Source organism: Flavivirga sp. 57AJ16, assembly GCF_028736925.1.
Taxonomy (GTDB): domain Bacteria; phylum Bacteroidota; class Bacteroidia; order Flavobacteriales; family Flavobacteriaceae; genus Flavivirga.
In genome coordinates this window covers 1-18,284 of record NZ_JAQZAT010000010.1, presented here as the reverse complement: position 1 = coordinate 18,284, position 18,284 = coordinate 1, and the positions used below count along the sequence as shown (strand labels likewise).

Here is an 18,284-nt window from a genome sequence, read left to right as displayed (position 1 = left end):
AGGTGAACTTTTAGCAGCAAATAAATTAGAATAAAATATAATTAAAGTATATATAAAACAGAGTAATAATACAGTATTAATTACTGGTGGAAGTGCAGGTATTGGTTTGGCAATGGACGAAACCTTTTTAAATGAAGGACATGTAGTTATTATTTGTGGCAGAACAAAGGCAACACTTAATGAGGTGAAAAAACGTTTTCCAAAAATAAATACCATTGTGGCAGATGTTTCAACACAAACTGGTCGTGAATCATTAACAGCAGAAATCACAAGTCGATTTCCTAAACTAAATGTATTGATAAATATTAAATTGGGTAACTAACTAAATTCAGTCCAGATAGTGCTTGCCCAACATCGGTTATTTGACCCGCCTGTTCCAAATTACCAAGGTCAACAACCTTAAATCCTAAGTCTTTTATTATCCTCCCTACGGTTGCATTGGCAGAGGGGTGGTCTCCGGAAATAAAGCTGACACGTTTGCCGTTCGCTACTTTAGGATCTGCTTCGATCCACTTGCCATATAAATGGTTAAATGCTTTGACGATTTTAGAATCAGGCATTAGTTCTGCGACGATAACACCAGTTGGCTTTTCCAATTTTGTAGGATTACCGTCTTTAGAAAAATAATTGCTAACATCAACAACGATTTTTCCTTTCAACTGGATTTTAAGTTCATTTACCACATCGGGTATATGCCACCACATCACAGCCAATATTATAACATCCGCATTGCAGGCATCTTCGTTTGTACCGGCTATTGCCAATGTTCCAAGTTCTTTTATAAGGGGTTGCAACGACTCAATACCCCTCGAATTGGATAGGATAACAGGATAACCTGCATTTACCAATTTCTTTGAAAGGGCTTTGCCTATTTGCCCTGATCCGATAATTCCAATTTTCATACCTTTTTTTAACAGTTAAGATTTGATAGAGTTAAATCGAAGTGGCTGAAAACATATATTCTCAACCGCTTCGGTTATTATAACTCGCAAGTATTCTAAACTAAAGTTGTTTCCATGATATCTTTGAAAGTTTTTGTCTTTCTACCTAATAACCGCTCCAAATCACCGGATTGATATTCGAATTCACCTCCTTCAATGGCCAGTACCCAACCTGTTATAAATTCGGCAACATGACGAGCGACTCCTTGGGCAACTATTCCATCAATATATTCTTCGGCCGTAATGGTGGTAAAAGAAACAGGTTGTCCTTTTAGTTCCGAAAGAATTTTTGCTATGTCGGAAAACGAAATAGCATGGGATCCACCTAATGAATAGGTTTTATTTTCATGTCCCGGTGTAGAAAGTATTTCAGCGTGGGCTTCTGCCAATTCGTCTCTTGTCGCAGGAGCCATTTTTCCATTGTTTGCTGGAACTTTTATTCCAGTTTCAAAAGGATCGGGACCATAGTAGAACGATAAAAGATCGGCGAAGGGCGGGTGGTACAAAATAGTATAATCAAGCCCTGAGGATTTAAGCACTTGTTCCGTAAAAAGGTCCGATTCCGTAACTTCGGGCATAATACGTCCCGAACCTTCTTTACGCATAATTGACATATATACCACGTGCTTAACGCCCATTTGTCGGGCAGCGGTAATTACATTATAATGTTGGGTAGATCGATCTGTAAAAGCAATGGCGCTCGTTAGCATGATTTTATCAACACCTTCAAATGCACGCAATAAGGAATCATAATCAAAATAATCACCTTCACGTATTTCTACGCCTTTCGCAGCTAAGTCTTCTAGATTTTCTTTTTTTCGAGAAAGTCCGATAATTTGACTTGCGGGAACACCTTTCTTTAACAAATGTTCCACTGTACTTCTTCCCACTACTCCTGTGGCTCCTGTTACTAAAATTTTTGTCATGATGTAATATCTTTTTATTTCAAATGATTAAATTTGCTTTTGATTTGCAAGTGTAAATTAAAATTAATTACTTGCAAAATGCAAGTACAAAAATAAATAATCACTTTCAATATGCAAGTAAAAAAATAAAAAAATTATGAAATCAGCTGAAATGCGCTCCGATTGCCCAATAAGTTCATCGTTGGATATTTTCGGAGATAAATGGTCGTTATTGATAGTTAGGGATTTAATGCTGCATAAATCTCGTACTTACGGAGATTTTACAAAATCTGCGGAAAAAATAGCAACCAATATATTAGCGAATAGATTACAGATGTTGGAGAATAATGGAATCATCATCAAATTACTGTATCCGGGTAATAAGGTAAAAGGATTGTATAGACTGACTCCAAAAGGTGTTGATTTAATACCTGCTCTAATTGAAATTGCGCTATGGGGAGGGAAGAATATCTCCAACATTGATGATGGTTCGCCGTTTCTCAAAGAAGTAAAAAAGAACAAAACAAAATTTCTAAAAAAGATTATGGATGGCCTATTACAGGAGGATAAGACAAATATCGATTAGGCCCGCCTTAAGGTAAAACCAGTCCCCCTGAAATTAGGAAGGAAGATTGCCCACTAGGTTTTTTACGATCTATGGTATGTGCTTGATATTTGAAAGAACTAGCTACTTGGATGCACAACAACACTAGGTCTCATAATCTACCACCTATAAATTAAACTAATGAATTGATAGAAAGTTATGGAAATAAAAAACTGTGGTACAGATGATATAGATGAAATATTTCGTCTGTATAAAATTGCAAGGGATTTTCAAAAAACAAAATTTACGATGCATTGGCCTAAATTTGATAGAAAACTCATTATAACAGAGATATCTGAAAATAGGCAATGGAAATTATTGATTGATAACCAAGTTGCTTGTGTTTGGGCGACAACTTTTGATGACGCACAAATTTGGGAAGGACGGAATAATGATCCTTCTGTTTATATACATCGTATTGCGACCAATCCAAGTTTCAGGGGGCAAAATTTAGTTAGGGAGCTTCTAAAATGGGCAAAAAAATTCGCTATTGAGAATGACAAAAAATATATTCGCATGGATACTGTTGGAAATAATCCTGGATTAATAAAATATTACGAAAAATGTGGTTTTGATTTTTTAGGATTGGTGAAATTAAAAAATACAAATGGACTACCAGCACCATATAAAAACTCCAGTATAGGTTTATTTCAAGCAACGACAGATTCAAGTAAATGAAGCAATAAAAATGGCAAGGGGGCTATAATAATAAGGGGTTTTCTACAGAATCAATCATCTAAATAGGGAAATGGATTTTCATCATGCGTCATAAAGGGTTGTAAGATGATCACGTTTTCAGTGATTGTTATTCATTTTTCGAATGACCTTTTTTTACAAATTACTTTTTACAGATAATATACCAAAACCGTTGCGAGGGTTTGTCTCCTAAATTATTTATAGGTTCTCTAATTTCTCTGGCATCTACCAAACCATAATTGCCAAAATCTACTCGAATTGATTCTGAATCATAAAAGTACAGGGTAACACCGTAATTTTTCTTAAATGTGTCTTTGCATATTTCTTCTCCTTCTCCATATCTAAAATCCTTTTTCGAGATGGATACAAAAACCATATATCTACCAGACCTAAGTTGGTTATAGCAATCCTTTATCAACTTTGTTCGCTCTTTGTGGTTTAGTAAATGGATTAAAGAATAACTGAATATGCCATCATACAGGTCTTGGTCAAACGGCATTGAACTTGCAGGCCATGGTGTATTTTTATACTTGCTCCAAAATGCTCTTTTGCTATATCAATTGCTGTTTTGGAAATCTCTATCCCAGCTACTTTGAATCCATTGTCAATAAAAGCCTTGGCATTTCTTCCATAACCAAACCCGGGTATTAAGATTTTATTTAAGCCATTTTTCTTAAATAATTCTACAGTTTCAATAGCTGAATCTGCAGGTTCCCATCCCCACATTTCTTGCCTATCCCGAAAACTTGTCTCCCAAAATTCTGCCATAGTTACCTTTACTTTATTTACAAATTTTATCTTCCAAAATTTGACATTTAAACCCTTGTTCGTTTACTATTGCTATAGTTTCATCAGAGTTAATGGCACCTCCTTCTATTCTTAGAATTGTATGCCCACAAGGAAATGATAAATCTGTCTCGTTTAAATCAAAGTTAATTTTCAAGTCAGCGGTTTCAGTTTGAATTTTACTTAAAATATGATTTGCTTGGACCTTGTTTTGAATATCGGTAATAAAAACTTCTATCATTGTATGTTTGTAGATTAAAATGGCTCATTTGATAGTTCTCCGTTTACCACTGCTCCTGTAACATTGCCACTATAAACGGCATTAGCAATGGAACGCATCATATTCGAATTATCACCGCAGGCATAAATACCTTGAATAGTAGTCTTTTGAAAATCGTCTACATGGATATAGCCAAGCTCAGAAAGTTTACAACCAAGAGAAACCGGAATATCTGAATGTTGTATAAAAGGAATGGCAGCATAAGCAGCATCAAATGATATTTTAGTGCTATCGTCAAAAACGACATTCCTTAGATGTCCGTTCTCGTTTTCAAATTCGGAAATTTTTGTTTCTATAATTTTTATACCATGTTTGTTCAGTTTATCAAATTGTTCTGAACTAAAGTCAGCTTTTCCAGTGGTCAAAATCGTAATGTTGTCTGTCAGATTATTGACTAACGTAGCAAGGTGAAATGCTTTTGCTCCGTTTGCCAATATTGCTGTGTTTTGGTTCCGATATTCATAGCCGTGACAGTAAGGGCAATGAATTATTGAAATTCCCCAACATTCTGAAAATCCCTTAATATCTGGCATAATATCTTTTATGCCAGTTGCAAAAATCAATTTTTTTGCAGTGAATTTTTCTTTTGTACCTGTTGTGATTTCAAAGCCTTTTTCTGTTTTTGTTCCGCTCATGGCAAGCCCGTTATAAAATTTAACCGTTTCATATTTTTCAACTTGTTGTTTGGCTAGGACGGAAATTTCTTGTGGTGTTTTTCCGTCATGTGTTAAAAAATTATGTGAATGCGGTGTCCGAGTGTTTTTCGCTAAAAAAGGTGAAAGTGCTAATTGTGACACAGTCTGTCAGTACAGGCTATAGCGAAGAATCTTATAGTTTAGTAAATCCATATATTATATTTTTAAGAGGTTCTTCACAGCTTCGCAGTTACCTTCTAAACAAAATATTTTTTGTTTCTCGGTAATATTCAGAATGACACTTTTCAGCCTCGTTTATTAAGTTAACACAAAACTTTTCCTCTTCCTTTTGAGTGACCATATAAATCTCTTGCAACCTTGTGAATCGTTTTTAAATTACTGAAAAATTTTTTCGGTTCTGGAAAAAATCTAGAAACGACACCATTCAACAAATTTAATTTTAAGAAAATGTCACATTATTGAGACAAATTTCATAAATTTGTGTCATGATAAGTACTAGAACTAAAATTATAGCTGCCGCGGTGAGATGTCTTAGGAACAACCAATCTGATACCTTGGAGAAGATTGCTGAAGAAGCCGGGGTTTCCCGTAGAACGCTGCATCGCTATTTTGAAAATCGTGAGGACTTGATCGAATCGTGCAAAAACGAGATGTTAGTTAGTTGTAACAAGGCTATGACTACAGCTTATGCAAGTGACAAGGACCCTATAAAAAAAATAAGGAATATGCTTTTTGCCGCTATTGAGCAAGGAGCCAATTATTCATTCGTTAAAAGAATCTATGAACGCAGTAATTTCTCTGATTTAGACAGGAAAAAAGAATTTGAATCCGATAACGTCAAATCAAAATGGTTGAAAACTATCAACGAACTTCAAAAGGCTAAGCGGCTTAACACGGAGCTAACCACCCCCTGGATTTTTAATTTGTTCGGATCGATCATTGAGACTGCAATTTATGCAGTCGAGTCTGGGGATGTTGCCAAGAACGATAATAAGAATTTTGCATGGATTTCCTTTAAGGGAGCCATCGGATTAAAAGAATAAAATCATATCAATATGAATCCATACACAACAGAAAATCTTATAAAACAAATGCCAGGTTTTTCCAGCCGCTTTCAAAAAGTCAATGGCATAAACACCCACTATGTCATAGGTGGAAAAGGAGAACCCTTGATACTGTTACCAGGTTGGCCTCAGACCTGGTGGTCTTACCACCATATTATGCCTTTCTTAGCCGAAAAGTATACTGTAATTGCAGTCGATCTGCGGGGAATGGGTGATAGTGATAAACCTGAAGAAGGTTATACCAAGAAGCATATGGCCAATGATATTCAAGAATTGATAGTTGCTTTAGGATACGATATGGTGCATGTCGCGGGACATGATATTGGAGCCAATGTTGCCTATTCGTTTGCCGTCAATCATCCAGACAGTGTGAATAAACTGATTCTTCTGGATACTCCCCCTCCCGATGAAAATATGTATCGACTCCCCATGTTGCCCGTGGGAACTCCTGTGTATCCTTGGTGGGTGGCTTTTAATCAGTTAAACGATTTGCCTGCCCAACTACTGGAAGGACGTTTTGGGTTATTGTTGGATCATCTGTTTGAAAAGTTACTTGTCAATAAAAAGGCAATCAATGATTTTGACCGTTCCGTCTACCTTCACCACTATAACCACAAGGAAAATATAAGAGCGGCCAATGCCTGGTACCAGACCTTTGGTGAAGATATTGTGCAACAGAAAACCTATCCTAAAATTAAAAATCCAACCAAAGGAATTGCGTCATCCGCTAGTTTTGAAATTCTCGATAATTTTTTATCTCAAAATGTATTTGAGCATGAAATGATGGAAGTTAAGGAATGTGGTCATTTTCTTCAAGAAGAGAAACCTGAACAAATTGCAAGGTCGATCTCGGATTTCTTGAATTAGGTAGGGTAACATAATATATTAACTATGTAAATACAGCATACTACTATGACAGAAAACAATAAAATAATTCTACAGAAAGCAAATGAAGCTGTTTCTAAGGGTAATTATGAAGAATTTCTTCAATACTGCACCGATGATACCAAATGGATATTTGTAGGTGACCAGGTTCTAAATGGAAAAGAAGCAGTCCGAAAATGGATGTCTAACGAATATATTGAACCACCACAAAATGATGTTAAAAATTTGGTTGCCGAGAATGATTATCTTACAGCAATTGGTCAAATCGCGGTGATGAACGAAAACGGAGAAAACATTAAATACTCTTACTGTGATGTATGGAGGTTTCGTGATGGAAAAATGGCCGAACTAATAGCTTTTGTAATCGAGCACAAGGATTAGAAAGACAACAAATAATAAAAAAAAATGACTTTTAAGAAGTTGCTGTTCTGCTCAAAAAAAAATTACTAGCATGGGCCTTATGCATGCTTATTGTGGCAAATCAAAATTACACAAAAGAAATATATAAGTAAAAGGACTAGGCCTGTTGCTGTTCAAAACGTTAGCGGTAATAAAAAATTAACTAAACTTGAATTTCAACACATTTATCCTTGATTTGAAAACTTCATAAATCTATGTGCCCTGTAGTTTTGTAAAAAAACAATATAGTATGAGCACACAGAAAGTTTGGTTTATTACAGGAGCCTCTAAAGGGATGGGGCTTGAAATTACAAAAGCCGTTTTGAATAACGGAGGGAAAGTGATTGCAACATCCAGAAATACAGATACACTTTTAGAAAAAATTGAGGATTACAAGGACAATCTACTTCCCGTAAAGTTGGACATCACCAAAGAAACAGCTATTGAAAATGCTATTTCTAAAGGTATAAGAAAATTTGGTCAAATAGATGTTGTGGTCAACAATGCAGGTTATAACCTGTTAGGAAACATCGAAGAACTAAGTGATACCGAGTTTAGGAAGACAATGAACGTAAATGTTTTTGCAATGGCCAATATTATTAGGAAAGTCTTGCCGCATTTACGAAGACAAAAATCCGGGCATATCATTAATACTTCATCTATGATGGGCTATATGGGTTATCCGGGCAATGGAAGCTATAATGCATCAAAATTTGCTGTTATCGGACTATCAGAGGCCCTTGCCCAAGAAGTTGTTCCTTTTGGGATAAAAGTAACGATTCTTGCACCAGGAACATTTCGTACAAACTTTATGAGCGAGGATAGTCTGAACGTTGCGAAAAATAAAATTGACGCCTATAATTTAGATAAGCAGGTTGAACAGTTTACGGGATTTGATGGCAAACAATTGGGTGATCCAAAAAAATTGGCAGAAGTAGTTCTTAAGATTACTGAAATGCCGAATCCACCCTTACATCTTCCATTAGGCTCAGATAGTTACGACGCCATTTTAGAGGTACGCAAAAACGAGAAAAAAGAAATGGAAAAATGGAAAGCTTTATCTTTATCTACTGATTTTAAATAATTATATAGTGAAAAAAGCTGCTCCATATAGAATTCGGTCAATTTCAGAGCTTCATAGTTTATTCGGCTTGCCTAGGCCTTATCATCCATTAATAAGTGTTATCGATTTTGAACTTCTGAAATTTGATGAAAACAAAATTTGGAACAGTTTTTTCTATGATTTCTATTGTGTAGCTTGCAAAAAAGAATCTTCAGGAAAGTTCAAATATGGGCAAGGTGATTATGACTTCGATGAAGGTGTTATGGGTTTCACCAAACCAGGGCAAATTTTTTCTGTAACGAATATTACGAATGATCCAGTGTCTGGTTATATGCTGGTCTTTAAACCCGAGCTCATTCGGCATTATGAATTAGGAAAGGTCATTGGAAATTACGGGTTCTTTTCCTATTCAACTGCGGAAGCCCTACATCTTTCGGAAAAGGAGGATAAAATAATGATGCATCTTATGCATCAAATGCAGGATGAACTAAAAAATAACATCGATTCTTATAGCCAGGACCTTATTGTTGCCCATATTGATCTGCTTCTCCATTATGCGAAGCGTTTTCACAACAGGCAGTTTCTCACACGAAGTGCTGTCAACAACGACCTAGTTGCCAAATTAGAGGAATTGATAGATAAATATCTAAAAAGTGATGCTACGCTCACGGGTTTGCCAACTGTTAAGTTTTTTGCGGAAAAGCTCAATGTATCTCCTAATTATTTGAGTGATCTCTTGAGAAATGTTACAGGGAAGAACGCTCAAACACATATTCAAGAATTTGTAATCGATAGAGCTAAACAACTGCTTTCAACTACTAGTTTAAGCGTAAAGGAAATAGCTTACGATTTGGGATTTGAATACCCCCAATCCTTTAGTACCATGTTTAGGAAAAAGACTCAACAAACTCCCCTGCAATACAGAGCATTGTTTAATTGAAAAAATACTAGTGCTCGATAAACAGCTAATTGGTATTATTTAAATATGTTCATATTTTCATCATAAATAGGACTGTCTATAGCCAAGAAACTCAGGATACTATGAAAAACATGATTTTGTGATAGAGTATCGTTTGACTTCAATTTTTTAGAGCCATCCGATAACCATACAATAAAAGGAATTTCTAATTGCTCTTTAGGGGCAAAAGCCGCTGGTACTCCATGCATGTACAAATTATATTCCCCTAAGGATTCACCATGGTCTGAAACGAACAGCATCGTACTGTTGTATTCCTTTAATCCCTTTAAATCCTTAATTAAACTTGCAAGTATAAAATCTGTATAAACAATGGTATTGTCATAGGCGTTTACGAGTTCCTCTTGGGTACATTCTCCCAGTTCAACACTTTTGCAAACGGGCACGAACCTTTCAAATTCAGGGGGGTATTTGGTATTGTACGATGGCCCATGACTGGTACTTGTATGTAAAACAACTAATATTTTATCTTTTTTACTTGCTAAAATTTGCTCTTTTAACCCTTTTAAAAGAATCCCATCATAATTACAATCTTCTCCCTTAAACATTTCTTTTAAATCCTCTTTTTTTAAATAACTTTTAATATGGACAGGAGGCTCTCCCCAATTTGTGGTTCTCCAAATGACTTCGACATTATTTCTGTATAAGTAATTAGGCAAAATCTCATAAAGCTTACCAGAATTTGTGTGTTCCAATATGCACTTGACACCTGCTGTGGTGTAAGTAGCACAAGCTATTGAATTGAAATTGTGCACATTTTCTATTTTAGACAATAGAGGGTTAGTGGGTTTTTCATAGCCATAAAGAGAAAAGTTTTCACTTCTTGCCGATTCTCCAATAACTAAAACTGCAATAGACTTTACATGGTCCTTTATTTTCGCATTGGGCAATAAAATCTCTTTTTTATTTTCTTTACTCTTATAAATGTAGAATCTTGAGATATTTACCATATAGGACCAAGGCATTGTCAAGGCACCTAACTTGGTCGAATTTTTATCGATCCATCGCCAATTGCCACCATTAATAAAAACAAAAACGACAAGAAAAAGCAATGTTAAAGAAAAATTAATTAAAAATCTCTTGGAGGTTTCTTTAATGATCTTGACCCTAATTATAAAGATTACAGGGATAAGGCCTAATAAAACTAAATACAGCATCAATCGAAAAGAAAAGAAACTGCTGGCTTCTTCGTAATTGGTATTCAGAATATTACCAATCATTGTAAGATCTAAAATAACGTGATAGGTATTTATAAAATAGGCAACAATTGCATTAACGATGAAAAAGAAAGTCAATAAGGTTTTTCCAACAGATCGAGAAAGAAAAAATATAAGATATAATACAAAAGCATTTACAACGAGCATTGCAGTTACCAAAGAGACAATAATGGTAATTCCGCTAAAACTTTTATAATCCAGAGCATTAAAAACGTACTTAAAAAAAGGATAGTGAAATAATAAAAAATTAACAAAGCTTGCTATGAATACAAAATGAACTAATTTGATGCTATTTTTTAACATAAATACATCAGAATTTCAATGATAACCCCAATCCATATTCCCTTCCATTGTAAAAAGGCATCACAATAGCATTTGTTTTTTCCCTGTCTTTGAAAAATGTTTTCTTGATTAATGGCTGCATCCAATAAGCCATTTTGGTACTTAAGATTCCGATTCCTGCACCTGTGGCAACATCGGTAAGCCAATGCCTTTCGTTGTGCAATCTAAACAAGCCCGTGCCGGCAGCGACCACATAGCCGGTAATACCATACCAAACCGATACATCTTTATATTCTTGATATAAAAATTCGGCACCCATAAACGCCGTAGCGGTATGCCCCGAAGGAAACGAGTTTGTGGAAGAGCCATCTGGTCTGGTAATATTTGTGGTTTTTTTTAGGATGTTTACAGAGCTACCCATAATAAGATATGCTGTTGCCAAAACGATGGTCCTGTCCTTAAAATTATGTTTTCCTTTTATGCCCATCGCATTTAAGGCATATACAGATAAAAGCGGACTGTATTGGGAAAAATCGTCGATGTTTAATTTTCTATCATCATGATCTCTAAATTCATTTTTTGTACTGGTATTAATGTCTTTTAGAGTACGGCTTTTAAGACCAACAACTCCATATCCGATTAAAGCAGTTGGGATTATGAGCGATTTGTATTTGAACGGAGTATTTTTCTTGTTTTTTGTTGAGTCAATTGAAGTGTTTTGTCCGCGAACCTTAAAAACGGACAATAATAGAAAAAGCACAATGATTATTTTATTCATTTCATTTAAATTAGTAGATTATTACCACCACACCCTATCCATCCAAAAAAGGATAAGCTAGGCAGCGACTAGATTTGTTGTTATTAACCAATCATCTAGGGAATAATTTTTATATACATTTTGCGTAGAAGACCTGAAACATTTGATAACCGAACTATATCGGTTTTAAAAACATACTTTTCCAGCTCATTGCTATTTTTTTGATAATTATATTTTCTGTGATATATAACCCTAATTTTAGGAAGTAAAACGTGGTCTGTTTCCGTAAAGGAAACAATAGCGTACTCCAATGGGGCATTGGGTTCCTTTTGCAGGATTTTCCCCGTTACTATAATTTTAGCATTGCCGTACATCAACGATGTAGTTAAAAAAAGTAAGAGTGCGATCGTCCTAATCATTATTTATGCTATTTTGTGTGTTGCTGTTTTCGTCATTATATGCCGGAATCACTATGACCAACTCAAAATGTTCCCCATATCGGTTATTTTTTCAAGTAATTCTCAATAGGCCCTAAAATTTGTAGGTTAAACCAATGGTAGGGATGTTTTCAATAAAGCCTGAAGAAACCCCTAACTTCTTTTTCCCTTCATACCGTTTGGTGAACAAATAGCTCATTCCAACACCTATCGTAGCACCCGCTAGCACATCCAAGCCATCGTGCTTGGTTGTCTTGATTCTTGTATATCCAACATATCCTGCCAAGAGGTAGGCAGGAATGCCATATTCCCAACCATATCTTTTTTGCACAAATGCAGCACTGGCAAATGCAACAGAAGTATGACCAGAAGGAAAACTATTGTTGTTTTCACCATTCGGCCGCTCTTTGTTTATGGCCAGTTTTAAACCATACGTTAATACAACAGCACCGATTAATGCTTTGGAAAATTGATAAGCACCCTTTTGACCATCCTGCCAAATGAATGTAGAGCCCAGAGCGAGAGCGGGCATTGCACCAAGCAAAACATCTCCTGCCACCTGATGGGCTTTTTGGGATGGGGTCAGGGGCCCGACCTGCCCATACGTTAGGGACGAACTCAAAAACACAAGCACGACCAGGGCCTTAAAACCGCGCGGACCTCTCCGTAAAATGCTGCTGCTGCCCATAAGTTTCATGCTGAGGTATTTAGATTTGGATAAAGCGCATTTTCAACAATTGCTATCAGCCCACCGATATCCACCACATTGGTGTCTACGGCGACACTGCCCTCGTTGTAAGGCCTGTATTTTTCTATATCCGTAACGGAGAACAGGCCAATGGTGGGGGTAAGCGAGGCGCTCGCCAAGTGCATTACCCCGCTATCGGCTCCAATGAAGACATCCGTGCTTGCAATCATGGCGGCCATTTCCCGTATGTTTAAGGAATACACGGAAGGGGACCTGAAACCGATCCTGGATACATTTTCCTTGGGAAGCACCTCGATAATGTTCACATCTGGAAAAGCCCTCAGCAAGCGCCCGTACAGATCGAGCCACCACCGTTCAGTATAGCACTTGTCACCAGTGGCATGAGTGAACAAGCAAATGGTCGGCTGTGCGTTCTGGACCATGTCATATACCAAACGGCCACCATGTACCAGTTCATCGTTCGCAAGCCTCAGGTCCAAGCTGGCCGGAACCGCATCATTTTCCTTAACCCCTATACTGGCTAAAAACCCCCTCAAGGAATAAATCACCTGCATTGCAATATGTCCTTCCTTTTTATCCATATCGATAGCACCTACAAATTTGAACCTGGCATTGGAAATGCTCGTAAACAGTCTTCCAGAAGAAGATTCCTTGACGGCATTTATGGCCAGATCATATTTCTTGCTTCTAAGCCGTACAAATGTTCTTATGTACCTTATAATATTTTTGAAGGGTCTCTGCGGAAATTCAATGACCAGATTGACATTATCATAATTTTGATAAAGTTGGCCAGCACAGGATTCGTTTACCAGCAGATCGATCTCGCTATTTGGGAATGTGGATTCCAGCTCCTGGACCAAAGGAGAGAGCAACAATAAATTCCCCAACCTATGGTTCGGCCTACAGATCAGGATGCTTTTTATGGCATCATTATTACTGACCGTTTTACCGATCTTGTTTTTAAAACTACCAGTAAAATACCTAAATGCTTTCCTCTTTATAGTGTTGATGGATTTTTTTGGATTCATTTATAAAATTTTTGTGTTGAACAACTTTCTGAGAGTTCGTCTGATTCTTATGCATTTTCATATAAATCTATCAGCGGAAAATGGGCGGAAAAATAAGGAGGTTCAGGATACGTACTAAAAATTTATCCGTGCAAATAAATTTTTGTCCATTCGATAGCCAATAGTTCCAAGCACTCATCTACGCACCCTAAAACCACCTTTTTGTCCCATTACTAATTAATCGTATACGATGTCGTATCAAATTCACCTAGCCTAAAATATCCCAATACCTCTTCGCTGGGATCATTGACATTGGTACAGTTTCCCTTTAAGGGTACCGGGGTCGTAGGAAAAGGCCCTTGCTCATCACTTCCGGACTGTTGGATCAATATGTTCAAAAAGTCATGATACCGTTGTGAAATACCGGACACATTAATATTTACAGTTACTCCCGCAACATAGTTGTCATTATCGTTCTCAATGAAATTTTCGTTGCCGTCCGTAAATTCGTCGCTAATGACCCTAAGTGCCGGTATTGGTAAATTGGAAGGAACAAATTCGCCCAGATAATAATTTTCAACATCACCAAGGTCGTCAAAAAACACTTGAAGTTGAATTTCTGTATCATCTCCAGAACCTTCAATGGTTTGCTCAACCCGATTAATTTCCGGACCTGCAATTAACCTTTCGGTTGAAGAATAGGTATTGCCATTATATAGGATCTCCAAGTTGTAAGTAGCATCTACTTCCGGAACAAATTCGTTTGTTGTGTAACTACCATTATTCTGGTCGCCAAACACAAATATTGACCCATCGTTTTCTTTGGTCACCGTTACCGAGGCCCCCGTAACGGGGACATCCGGATTGCTGTCGAAAAAAGTAGTTGATTCCCTTAGATAAATTGTTTGTGTTCCGCCCGAAGTACCCTTTTGCCATTTAATGGACGCATCGACCACCAATCGTGTGCCGCCGTTTGGAACATTGACATCTATGACATCGGTACATGAGTTCAATAATCCAATTATTATAAGGAATATCCCTAATTTGTGGTATATATTTATTTTTTTCATTGTCTTAAAATTTAAAGTTGTACGTTACAGAAGGAACAATACCAAATATGGAAGTACGCGTGGCCTCGGTCACGCCCGTCTTTTGATTTTGGCCAAAGGAAATAGAAGCTGCATTACTTCTGTTGTAAGCGTTGTATATACCAAATACCCATTCGCCCTGCCATTTTCTGTCCTTGTTTTTTCGGGGTGTCAAGGTTGCAGAAAGGTCCAGTCTGTGGTAGGCCGGCAACCGGTCTGCATTCCTTTCGGAATAAGTTGCCACGGACACTCCGTTGTATATAAACTGTCCGTTGGGATAGGTAACGGGCCGCCCCGTTTGGAATACCATATTGGCCCCGAACCGCCATTTTTCGTTGAGCTCGTAACTCCCGGTAAACGAAAAGTCGTGGGTCCTGTCCCAGTTCGAGCTGTACCATTTCCCATTGTTAATGCCCAATCCGCCCGCTGCTCCGCCCGGTGTACGCTGTTGCGATCTGGACCACGTATATGACAGCCAGCCCGTGAAATCGCCTTTGTTTTTTCGTACTAAAAATTCCAGTCCATAAGCACGGGCCTCACCGGTCAATATTTCGGTCTCAATGGTGTTTTGGGCTATAAGTTCTGCGCCATTGATGTAATCCACCCTATTGTCGATGGTCTTGTAATAGGCCTCGGCTTCAATAGAAAACATATTCTCCCTGAAATTCCTGAAGTAGCCCACGGCATATTGGTCCGCAATCTGTGGCTCGATAAACTTTCCGCTAGGTGCCCAGACATCCAAGGGCGTGGCCGAGGTGGTGTTGGAGATCAAATGCAGGTACTGGGCCATTCGGTTATAACTTACTTTAAACGAGGACTTCCCGTTAATTTGGTATGAAAGCGCAAACCGGGGCTCTAGATTATTGAAGGAAGCTATGCGCTTTCCATTGCCGTAATCGGTACTGGAAATAGGGTCGGCCCGCTCATAGATGCCCAATTCTTCGTTGTAGACTACCGGTAGATTATTGGCATAGTCGTTTAAGGTTTGCTTTCCCAACCGATTGAAGTAACTAAAGCGTAAGCCATATTGGGCGGTGAGCCTATCGGAAATTTTATGCTCCAGACCTGCATATACCCCAGCTTCTAGAGCAAATTTGTCGTCCAGTTTCTCCGGGTTAACGCCCGAATTTGCATCCAAGGGGTTGAGCTTGCCCGGATTAAAGTTGTAATAAATACCATTGGCCCCAAAATCAAATTTTAATTTATCGCTTGCATAATACCCCAGGTCATAGCGCATATTATAATTGCTGATATCCGAGGTCCAATCAATTCCTTCAATGGGAATTTCCAGATTGTAATTATAGCGGCTGTATATCAAGGATGCATTGGAGAACAACTTGTTATTAAAAATATGGTTCCATCGCAGGTTTCCTGAGAGGTTTCCGTATGAATTGGTGAAAATTCCTGCCAGGTTAAAGTTATCATTTCCTAAATAACCGGATAGATATAGTCTGTTCTTTCCATCAATTTCATAATTTGTTTTCAGGTTCAAATCGTAAAACCCCGCCCTGCTACTTTCGCCCGCCAGGGCCAAGAATATATTTGCATAAGCAGCCCTGCCCGCCATGAGAAACGACCCCTTGTCCCTGAACATTGGCCCTTCCGCGGCCAAACGGCTGGAAATGGCGCCAATACCGCCGGTGAGCTCGAACTCCTTGCTGTTCCCGTCTTTTTGGCGTATGTCCAGTACCGAAGAGGCCCGTCCTCCGAAACGCGCGGGAATGCCTCCCTTATAGAGCTTGACGTCCTTAATGGCATCGGCATTGAACACGGAGAAGAAACCGAACAAATGGGAGGCGTTGTAAATAACCGCTTCATCCAAAAGAATTAGGTTTTGGTCCTCTGCACCACCGCGTACATTGAAGCCCGATGCCCCTTCGCCGGCGTTGGTAACCCCTGGCAGCAATTGAATGGACTTGACCAAATCTACCTCGCCCAAAACAACAGGTATCTGTTTGATATCCTTGGTCGAGAGCTTTGCCACGCTCATTTGTGGTGTGCGAAGATCTACCTTTTTTGATTCCTGAGAGGTGATGACCACTTCATCCAATTGGGCGGCATCCTCTTTGAGCTCAATGTCGAGCTTTTGGTCGGCGCCCAGGTCTATGGCCCTTTCAAAAGTTGTAAACCCCAAATAGGAAACGATCAAGGTATAACTGCCCTCAGGGGCAGTGATGGAATAAAAACCATACTCGTTGGTCGTGCTTCCAATGGAAGTACCCTTTAAAAAGACGGTTGTCCCCAAGAGCGTTTCACCGTTGGCAACATCCTTGACCACACCACTGATCGTATATTTGGTCTGTGCAAAAAAGAATACAGGGCACAACACCATCACCGCGAACAGGGCCAGTCCTTTTCTTGGCCCAAGGGGTTTTAATTGCTTTTTTTTTGTCATAATTACTAGAAATTTTAATTGAGGTTTTATATTTAACTGGGGGTAAAATTAGGCCTGCCCCCATAGAGTCCAAAATGGAGTAGGTCTTGAATCCGCTTTCAGTACCTGTTTGTTCTTGGATTGGTTTTAAACACCTGTATATCAGTGTTTTGTGTTTTATCGGTTGGATGGTTTAAAAGGTACTAAATGCGTTTCTCGCACTTGGAAAGCCGCCAGCTGTAGAATTTGTGGCTTTTTTCGTTTTTAGATTAATATAAATTTTGGACCAAAAGCAACTACAGTGAGTACACAAAAAAAGCACAAAAAAAGATCGGGCACGAATGGCACAGATTTTTCACAAATTGTTCAGACTATTGACAGATTTCAGGCCTATAGCTAAATTGATATAAAATGGCATAAAATATTTTTAAAGAAAAAAGTCAAAGTTTTAGGCAAAAAATGTAGCCATAGCTATGTTATAGCGAGTATTTTTAACGAAGAAATTTGGCTTTTTTATCAAAAGATTGATGTTATTTTATGTTGATTTAGCTATATAATAGACCAGGGATTCATATTCATGCAGGGTCCAACCAATACCATAACGCATTGGATTCGCGTGAATTTGTGCCATTCGTGTCTTTTTTAAAGATGCGTACTCACGGTAGTCAAGAGCAAGGGGAAACCAAAAACCAGTTGGAGATCTGGCGTTACTATTTGGGGCCATCGATTCCAAATAGCTCTCATGAATCCCCATAAATATTAATATTTGGCAATGGTATTAAAGGAAATGATCCGGTATCCACCACAAAGAGGGGGCCTTCTTAAAGCGGATTTAGAGTGTTATTCTTCTATAAAGAACAAGGAAAAAGGGCAGGGCCTAAACTGCCGAGGGCAGGGCCTTTTTAAACTCACTGGGAGTAACCCCGTATATTTTTTTAAAGGTCGTGTTGAAAGAGGACTTGGACTTGAAGCCGACCTCGTTGGCAATGCCCATAATGGAATAGTTCCTGAACCTGTCGTCCTTGAGACAGGCTACAAACTCTTCCGCCCTGTACTTGTTCATACAGTCCTGGAAATTGGATTTTAAGTACACGTTCAGGACCTCGGATAAGTACTGTCTTGGAATGCCCATCCTTTGGGCTACCAGGTTGACCGTTA

At 38.2% G+C, this 18,284-nt stretch carries 22 protein-coding genes; 8 read left to right on the top strand and 14 right to left on the bottom strand.

What is annotated here, in order from left to right:
- The first annotated feature begins 37 nt into the window (after window positions 1-37).
- Window positions 38-322, top strand: coding sequence for an SDR family NAD(P)-dependent oxidoreductase (locus PQO00_RS12160; protein WP_337992843.1), 285 nt, complete (start codon window positions 38-40; stop codon window positions 320-322).
- Here PQO00_RS12160 and PQO00_RS12155 read toward each other — a convergent pair.
- Window positions 306-902: an NADPH-dependent F420 reductase gene (locus PQO00_RS12155; protein ID WP_274185120.1), complete on the bottom strand. Its 597-nt coding sequence runs from the start codon at window positions 900-902 to the stop codon at window positions 306-308. The genes PQO00_RS12160 and PQO00_RS12155 overlap by 17 nt on opposite strands.
- Window positions 903-997: 95 nt before the next feature.
- On the bottom strand, window positions 998-1,867 hold the full coding sequence (locus PQO00_RS12150; RefSeq protein ID WP_274185119.1) for an SDR family oxidoreductase: 870 nt from the start codon (window positions 1,865-1,867) through the stop codon (window positions 998-1,000).
- A gap of 136 nt (window positions 1,868-2,003) precedes the next feature.
- Here PQO00_RS12150 and PQO00_RS12145 point away from each other — a divergent pair, with 136 nt between their 5' ends.
- Together PQO00_RS12145 and PQO00_RS12140 are read left to right on the top strand one after the other, a co-directional pair.
- Window positions 2,004-2,432, top strand: a complete 429-nt coding sequence (locus PQO00_RS12145; protein WP_274185118.1) for a helix-turn-helix domain-containing protein — start codon at window positions 2,004-2,006, stop codon at window positions 2,430-2,432.
- 177 nt (window positions 2,433-2,609) lie between these two features.
- Window positions 2,610-3,128, top strand: a complete 519-nt coding sequence (locus tag PQO00_RS12140; protein WP_274185117.1) for a GNAT family N-acetyltransferase — start codon at window positions 2,610-2,612, stop codon at window positions 3,126-3,128.
- 160 nt (window positions 3,129-3,288) lie between these two features.
- Here the strand turns inward: PQO00_RS12140 and PQO00_RS12135 are convergent, their stop codons facing one another.
- From PQO00_RS12135 to PQO00_RS12120, 4 genes are read right to left on the bottom strand one after another with little or no spacing between them, the layout of a single operon-like run.
- On the bottom strand, window positions 3,289-3,564 hold the full coding sequence (locus PQO00_RS12135) for a hypothetical protein (RefSeq protein ID WP_274185116.1): 276 nt from the start codon (window positions 3,562-3,564) through the stop codon (window positions 3,289-3,291).
- 32 nt (window positions 3,565-3,596) lie between these two features.
- Window positions 3,597-3,914, bottom strand: coding sequence for a hypothetical protein (locus PQO00_RS12130; protein ID WP_274185115.1), 318 nt, complete (start codon window positions 3,912-3,914; stop codon window positions 3,597-3,599).
- A gap of 13 nt (window positions 3,915-3,927) precedes the next feature.
- Window positions 3,928-4,173 carry a hypothetical protein gene (locus PQO00_RS12125; RefSeq protein WP_274185114.1) on the bottom strand — a complete coding sequence of 82 codons (246 nt, stop codon included), beginning with the start codon at window positions 4,171-4,173 and terminating at the stop codon, window positions 3,928-3,930.
- 14 nt (window positions 4,174-4,187) lie between these two features.
- Window positions 4,188-5,009 carry an NAD(P)/FAD-dependent oxidoreductase gene (locus PQO00_RS12120; protein WP_274185113.1) on the bottom strand — a complete coding sequence of 274 codons (822 nt, stop codon included), beginning with the start codon at window positions 5,007-5,009 and terminating at the stop codon, window positions 4,188-4,190.
- 344 nt (window positions 5,010-5,353) lie between these two features.
- Between PQO00_RS12120 and PQO00_RS12115 the strand changes: the two genes are divergently transcribed.
- The 5 genes from PQO00_RS12115 to PQO00_RS12095 all read left to right on the top strand — a co-directional run bounded on the left by PQO00_RS12115 (window position 5,354) and on the right by PQO00_RS12095 (window position 9,219).
- Window positions 5,354-5,911 carry a TetR/AcrR family transcriptional regulator gene (locus PQO00_RS12115; protein WP_274185112.1) on the top strand — a complete coding sequence of 186 codons (558 nt, stop codon included), beginning with the start codon at window positions 5,354-5,356 and terminating at the stop codon, window positions 5,909-5,911.
- 12 nt (window positions 5,912-5,923) lie between these two features.
- Window positions 5,924-6,799: an alpha/beta fold hydrolase gene (locus PQO00_RS12110; protein WP_274185111.1), complete on the top strand. Its 876-nt coding sequence runs from the start codon at window positions 5,924-5,926 to the stop codon at window positions 6,797-6,799.
- A 45-nt stretch (window positions 6,800-6,844) separates the two neighbouring features.
- Complete coding sequence (locus PQO00_RS12105) at window positions 6,845-7,198, top strand: nuclear transport factor 2 family protein (protein WP_274185110.1); 354 nt, start codon at window positions 6,845-6,847, stop codon at window positions 7,196-7,198.
- Window positions 7,199-7,466: 268 nt separating this feature from the next.
- Window positions 7,467-8,300, top strand: coding sequence for an oxidoreductase (locus PQO00_RS12100; protein WP_274185109.1), 834 nt, complete (start codon window positions 7,467-7,469; stop codon window positions 8,298-8,300).
- A 7-nt stretch (window positions 8,301-8,307) separates the two neighbouring features.
- Window positions 8,308-9,219 (top strand): AraC family transcriptional regulator, encoded by a 912-nt coding sequence (locus tag PQO00_RS12095; RefSeq protein WP_274185108.1) that lies wholly within the window; start codon window positions 8,308-8,310, stop codon window positions 9,217-9,219.
- A gap of 35 nt (window positions 9,220-9,254) precedes the next feature.
- Here PQO00_RS12095 and eptA read toward each other — a convergent pair whose 3' ends face one another.
- The 8 genes from eptA to PQO00_RS12055 form a co-directional block, all read right to left on the bottom strand.
- Window positions 9,255-10,775 carry a phosphoethanolamine--lipid A transferase EptA gene (gene eptA / locus PQO00_RS12090; protein WP_274185107.1) on the bottom strand — a complete coding sequence of 507 codons (1,521 nt, stop codon included), beginning with the start codon at window positions 10,773-10,775 and terminating at the stop codon, window positions 9,255-9,257.
- Between the two features lie 7 nt (window positions 10,776-10,782).
- Window positions 10,783-11,532 (bottom strand): phosphatase PAP2 family protein, encoded by a 750-nt coding sequence (locus tag PQO00_RS12085; protein WP_274185106.1) that lies wholly within the window; start codon window positions 11,530-11,532, stop codon window positions 10,783-10,785.
- 95 nt (window positions 11,533-11,627) lie between these two features.
- On the bottom strand, window positions 11,628-11,930 hold the full coding sequence (locus PQO00_RS12080) for a hypothetical protein (RefSeq protein ID WP_274185105.1): 303 nt from the start codon (window positions 11,928-11,930) through the stop codon (window positions 11,628-11,630).
- Window positions 11,931-12,042: 112 nt separating this feature from the next.
- Window positions 12,043-12,636 (bottom strand): phosphatase PAP2 family protein, encoded by a 594-nt coding sequence (locus PQO00_RS12075; protein WP_274185104.1) that lies wholly within the window; start codon window positions 12,634-12,636, stop codon window positions 12,043-12,045.
- Window positions 12,637-12,641: 5 nt separating this feature from the next.
- The gene (locus PQO00_RS12070) at window positions 12,642-13,685 is read right to left on the bottom strand and encodes a glycosyltransferase family 9 protein (RefSeq protein ID WP_274185103.1); all 1,044 of its coding nucleotides are present in this window, start codon (window positions 13,683-13,685) and stop codon (window positions 12,642-12,644) included.
- Between the two features lie 212 nt (window positions 13,686-13,897).
- Window positions 13,898-14,734: a DUF4249 domain-containing protein gene (locus PQO00_RS12065; protein ID WP_274185102.1), complete on the bottom strand. Its 837-nt coding sequence runs from the start codon at window positions 14,732-14,734 to the stop codon at window positions 13,898-13,900.
- Window positions 14,735-14,738: 4 nt separating this feature from the next.
- Entirely contained in the window at window positions 14,739-17,147 is a 2,409-nt protein-coding gene (locus PQO00_RS12060) for a TonB-dependent receptor (protein ID WP_274185101.1), read from the bottom strand.
- An 856-nt stretch (window positions 17,148-18,003) separates the two neighbouring features.
- Window positions 18,004-18,284, bottom strand: a 281-nt coding sequence (locus PQO00_RS12055; protein WP_274185100.1) for an AraC family transcriptional regulator, incomplete at its 5' end; no start/stop codon positions are given.